This is a genomic window from Brevundimonas sp., assembly GCF_035626535.1.
In the GTDB taxonomy this organism is placed as follows: Bacteria; Pseudomonadota; Alphaproteobacteria; order Caulobacterales; family Caulobacteraceae; genus Brevundimonas.
The window spans coordinates 1-3,766 of the sequence record NZ_DASPNO010000006.1 but is presented as its reverse complement, the minus strand read 5'-3'; the positions used below and the strand labels follow the sequence as shown (position 1 = coordinate 3,766).

At 69.2% G+C, this 3,766-nt stretch carries 5 protein-coding genes and 1 pseudogene; 3 read left to right on the top strand and 3 right to left on the bottom strand.

Going from position 1 to position 3,766, the window contains the following annotated elements; all coding sequences use genetic code 11:
- From VEC04_RS00480 to argB, 3 genes are all read right to left on the bottom strand, one after another.
- A partial coding sequence (locus VEC04_RS00480) for a 2,3,4,5-tetrahydropyridine-2,6-dicarboxylate N-succinyltransferase (protein WP_324772730.1) occupies positions 1-648 on the bottom strand: 648 nt, incomplete at its 3' end.
- Positions 645-1,340: a pyrimidine 5'-nucleotidase gene (locus VEC04_RS00475; protein ID WP_324772729.1), complete on the bottom strand. Its 696-nt coding sequence runs from the start codon at positions 1,338-1,340 to the stop codon at positions 645-647. The genes VEC04_RS00475 and VEC04_RS00480, both read right to left, overlap by 4 nt.
- On the bottom strand, positions 1,337-2,281 hold the full coding sequence (argB, locus tag VEC04_RS00470; protein ID WP_324772731.1) for an acetylglutamate kinase: 945 nt from the start codon (positions 2,279-2,281) through the stop codon (positions 1,337-1,339). The genes VEC04_RS00475 and argB overlap by 4 nt, the downstream gene beginning before the upstream one ends.
- A 75-nt stretch (positions 2,282-2,356) precedes the next feature.
- Between argB and VEC04_RS00465 the strand changes: the two genes are divergently transcribed.
- The 3 genes and pseudogenes from VEC04_RS00465 to VEC04_RS00455 form a co-directional block, all read left to right on the top strand.
- Positions 2,357-2,542 carry a hypothetical protein gene (locus VEC04_RS00465; RefSeq protein ID WP_324772727.1) on the top strand — a complete coding sequence of 62 codons (186 nt, stop codon included), beginning with the start codon at positions 2,357-2,359 and terminating at the stop codon, positions 2,540-2,542.
- A gap of 177 nt (positions 2,543-2,719) precedes the next feature.
- Positions 2,720-3,394, top strand: coding sequence for an acylneuraminate cytidylyltransferase family protein (locus VEC04_RS00460; RefSeq protein ID WP_324772726.1), 675 nt, complete (start codon positions 2,720-2,722; stop codon positions 3,392-3,394).
- Positions 3,395-3,565: 171 nt separating this feature from the next.
- Positions 3,566-3,766: pseudogene (locus tag VEC04_RS00455) on the top strand (cell envelope biogenesis protein OmpA); the annotation flags it as partial.

Here is a 3,766-nt window from a genome sequence, read left to right as displayed (position 1 = left end):
GGCCAGCACCGCGCCCTCGCGGACGATGACGCCCTCGGCGACCTCCGCCCGGGCCCCGATGAAGCAGCCGTCCTCGATGATCGTCGGCGACGCCTGCAGCGGCTCCAGCACGCCGCCGATCCCCGCCCCGCCGGAGATGTGCACGTGCTTGCCGATCTGGGCGCAGGAGCCGACCGTGGCCCAGGTGTCGACCATCGCCCCTTCGTCGACGTAGGCGCCGATGTTCACGAACGACGGCATCAGCACGACGTTGCGGCCGATGAAGGCTCCGCGCCGCACGATCGCCCCGGGCGCCGAGCGGAAACCGGCGTCCTGATAGTGACTGGCGGTCCAGTCGCCGAACTTGTTCGGCACCTTGTCCCACCAGGGCCCCACGCCGGGCGCATGGCTGGCCGCGCCGCGATCGCCTCCGCGGACGAGGGAGTTGTCGTTTAGCCGGAACGACAGCAGCACGGCCTTCTTCAGCCACTGATGCGTGGTCCAGACCCCGTCTGCCCCGCGCGAGGCGACCCGCGCCTCGCCCGAGTCCAGCATCTCCAGCGCCTGTTCGACGGCCTTGCGGATATCGCCATGGGTCGAAACCGAGATACTGGCGCGATCCTCCCACGCGGCCTCGATGACGGCTTCCAGTTGGGCGCGGTCGGTCATCTGGCGTCTCCCGGCAGGATGGCGGTGGCGAGGAAGGGGCCCAGCGCGGCCGCCCTGTGGTCCACGAACGGCGCTTCGGCCTCGAAGGCTTGCGGCCCGACGAGGATGGTGGTCATACCCAGTTCCTTGGCGTGTTCGAGATTGCGGGCGGTGTCCTCGAAGAAGGCGGCGCTCGCGGCGTCCACGCGGAACATCTCCAGCATCCGGGCGAAGGTGTCCGGATGCGGCTTGGGCACCAGCCGGGCGTGCTCGACTGCGAACAGCCCGTCGAACAGATCGCTGATCCCCAGCTGCTCCAGCACCCGCTCGCCGTGGCGGGTCGAGCCGTTGGTGAAGACATAGCGGGGGCCCTTCAGCCGCTCCAGTCCTGTCCGCAGACCCTCGTCGGGCGCGAGATCGTCCAGCGGCACGTCATGCACCTCGGCCAGGAAGACCTCCGGGTCGATGGTGTAGTCCTTCATCAGGCCGCCCAGCGCCGCTCCGTGATCCATCAGGTAACGCTTCTGCAGCGCCCGGGCCTCCTCCAGCGGCAGGCCGGTGGTGCGCACCATGAACTGGCCGATGCGTTCGCTGACCCGCTTCAGGATCTGGCGCTCGGGCGGGTAGAGGGTATCGTCCAGATCGAAGATCCAGCTGCGCACATGACGCAGATCGGCCCCGAGTTCGGTCGGCTGCACGGGTTCGGCGGTCATTCTTCCGCCTTCACCAAGGTGCCGGCGCCGTGCTCCGTGAACAGTTCGACCAGCATGGCGTGCGGACGGCGGCCGTCGAGAATGACCACGGCCTCGACGCCGTCCCGGACCGCCGCCATGGCGGTCTGCAGCTTGGGGATCATGCCGCCGGTGGCGACGCCGTCCTCAATCAGCCGCGAGGCCTCGCCGACCGTCATCTGGCGGATGATCTCGCCGTCGGCGCCCTTGACCCCGGGGACGTCGGTCAGCAGCAGCATGCGCTTGGCGTTCAGCGACCCGGCGAGCGCGCCCGCCACCGTGTCGGCGTTGACGTTGAAGGTCTGGCCGTCCTCGGCCACCCCGATCGGCGCGATCACCGGCACCCAGTCGGCGTCGGACTCCAGCAGCCGCGTAACCAGCTTGGGATCGACCTTTGTCGGTTCGCCGACGAAGCCGAGGTCGACCTCGTGCTCGATCATGCTGTCGGGATCGCGTTTCGTGCGTCGCGTCTTCTCCACCGTCAGCAGGCCGGCGTCCTTGCCGGACAGGCCGATGCCGCGCACGTCCGCCTTGCGGCCGGCCATGGTGATCCAGTGGGCGATCTCCTTGTTCACCGCGCCGGACAGGACCATCTCGGCCACCTGCATGGTGTCCGCGTCGGTGACGCGCAGTCCGTCGACGAAGCTCGACCTGACTCCCGCCTTTTCCAGCATGGCGCTGATCTGCGGTCCGCCGCCGTGGACCACGACCGGGTTCACCCCCATCAGCTTCAGCAGCACGACATCGGCGGCGAACTGCTTCGCCACCGCGCTCTCGCCCATGGCGTGGCCGCCGTATTTGATGACCACGGTCTTGCGGTCGTAGATCTGGATGTACGGCAAGGCCTCGGCCAGCGTCTTCGCCGTGTCCCAGCCCTGCGCGTCTCCGCCGCGATCCCCGGTTTGCCGTTCTGTTTCGTCCATCACCAGCGGGTCCGTAATGCCAAGGTCGGGCCGTGTCATCATGAAACCGGACCCTCGCGCGCCCGTTCCGTCCGGATGAACGAGCACGAAATCGACGACCGGGACCTGGCGCCCTCGGATCCGGTGGATCCGGCGTCGCTGCAGCATCCCGATCCGACCCTCTGCCCCGAATGCCTCGGAGCGGGCGCCCTGCCGTCGGGCGAGACCTGCCCGGTCTGCGAGGGAACCGGCAAGGCGACCAATCGCACCGGCGGGGGCTGAGCCGCTGATCGCAACGACCGTGGCTGGCGGCGGGCCCCCCGGCGGGCGCTTGTCGTTTCACCCGGCCGCGCTACGGTGATCCGTCGATCGCGTCGGTGGGGCCGAAGCCATGTCCGTTTTCTTCCCGGCCCGCCTCGCTCCCATCGGCGATCGCCTCCCAGCGCACGATTCGCCCGCGTGATCGGCGACCGGAGAGTCCTGGCGATCGTCCCGGCCCGAGGCGGGTCGCAGCGGCTGATCGCCAAGAACGCCCGTCCGCTGGCCGGCCGGCCGATGGTGGCCTGGACGCTGGAGGCGGCGCGCGGCTCGGCCCTGATCGATCATCTGGTGGTGTCCACCGACGATCCGGCCGTCGCGGCGACCGCCGCCGAAATGGGCTGGCCGCCGCCGTTCATGCGTCCGGATCATCTGTCCGGCGCGACCGCCTCGGTTTACGACGCCATCGAGCACGCGCTGGAACAGGTCGGCGGCCGCTGGGACTATGTCGTCCTGCTGCAGCCCACCTCGCCGTTGCGGACGGCGGCGGACATCGACGGGGCCATTCGGCTTTGCAACGAGACCGGCGCGCCGGCCGTGATCGGAGTGTCGCCGCTGCCGAAGCCCGCCGCCTTCTACGGCCGCGTCGACGCCGGGGGCCGGTATTCGCCGGGCGGCGTCGATGAGCGGACCGTGGTCGTCAACGGCGCGGTCTACGTCGGGCGGCCGGACCTACTGTTGCGGGATCGCACCTTCCAGTCCGAAGGGGCGCTGGCCTGGTCCATGCCTTTCGAGCGGAGCTGGGACGTCGATACGCCCGCCGAGTTCGCGATTTGCGAAGCGCTTTTCCCCTTTCAGGGGGCGGAATCGGCCTGAAGCGACCGTGAGTCCGCTTCCGGACAGGCGGCTGTAGCTGAATGGCCACGCTTATGGCCGTTTGGGCCTTCTTCGTCTCGACCTGGGCCAGCGGGGCTGTTATGAGGGTGCAAGCGGCGGCTCGTGCGCCGCCTTGAGAAAATTCACCTGGGCTGCGGAGGGCATCCACCCATGCGCGTTAAGACTTTTATTCTGGCGTCCAGCGCCGCCGGGGCGTTGGCCCTGTCGGCGGGCGCTGCGGCGGCCGATCCGAACGGATGGTACGGCGCGATTGACGTCGGCTACCACATGCCGGAGGCCGACACCTCCTATGGCATCGAGATGGAGGTCGACGACGACTGGGCCGGTTTCGCCCGTCTCGGCTACCGGTTC

What these genes read in the sequence shown, in the direction of transcription:
- argB (WP_324772731.1), bottom strand. Translation starts at nt 2,281, where the DNA reads ATGGACGAAACAGAACGGCAAACCGGGGATCGCGGCGGAGACGCGCAG.
- VEC04_RS00465 (WP_324772727.1), top strand. Translation starts at nt 2,357, where the DNA reads ATGAACGAGCACGAAATCGACGACCGGGACCTGGCGCCCTCGGATCCG.
- VEC04_RS00475 (WP_324772729.1), bottom strand. Translation starts at nt 1,340, where the DNA reads ATGACCGCCGAACCCGTGCAGCCGACCGAACTCGGGGCCGATCTGCGT.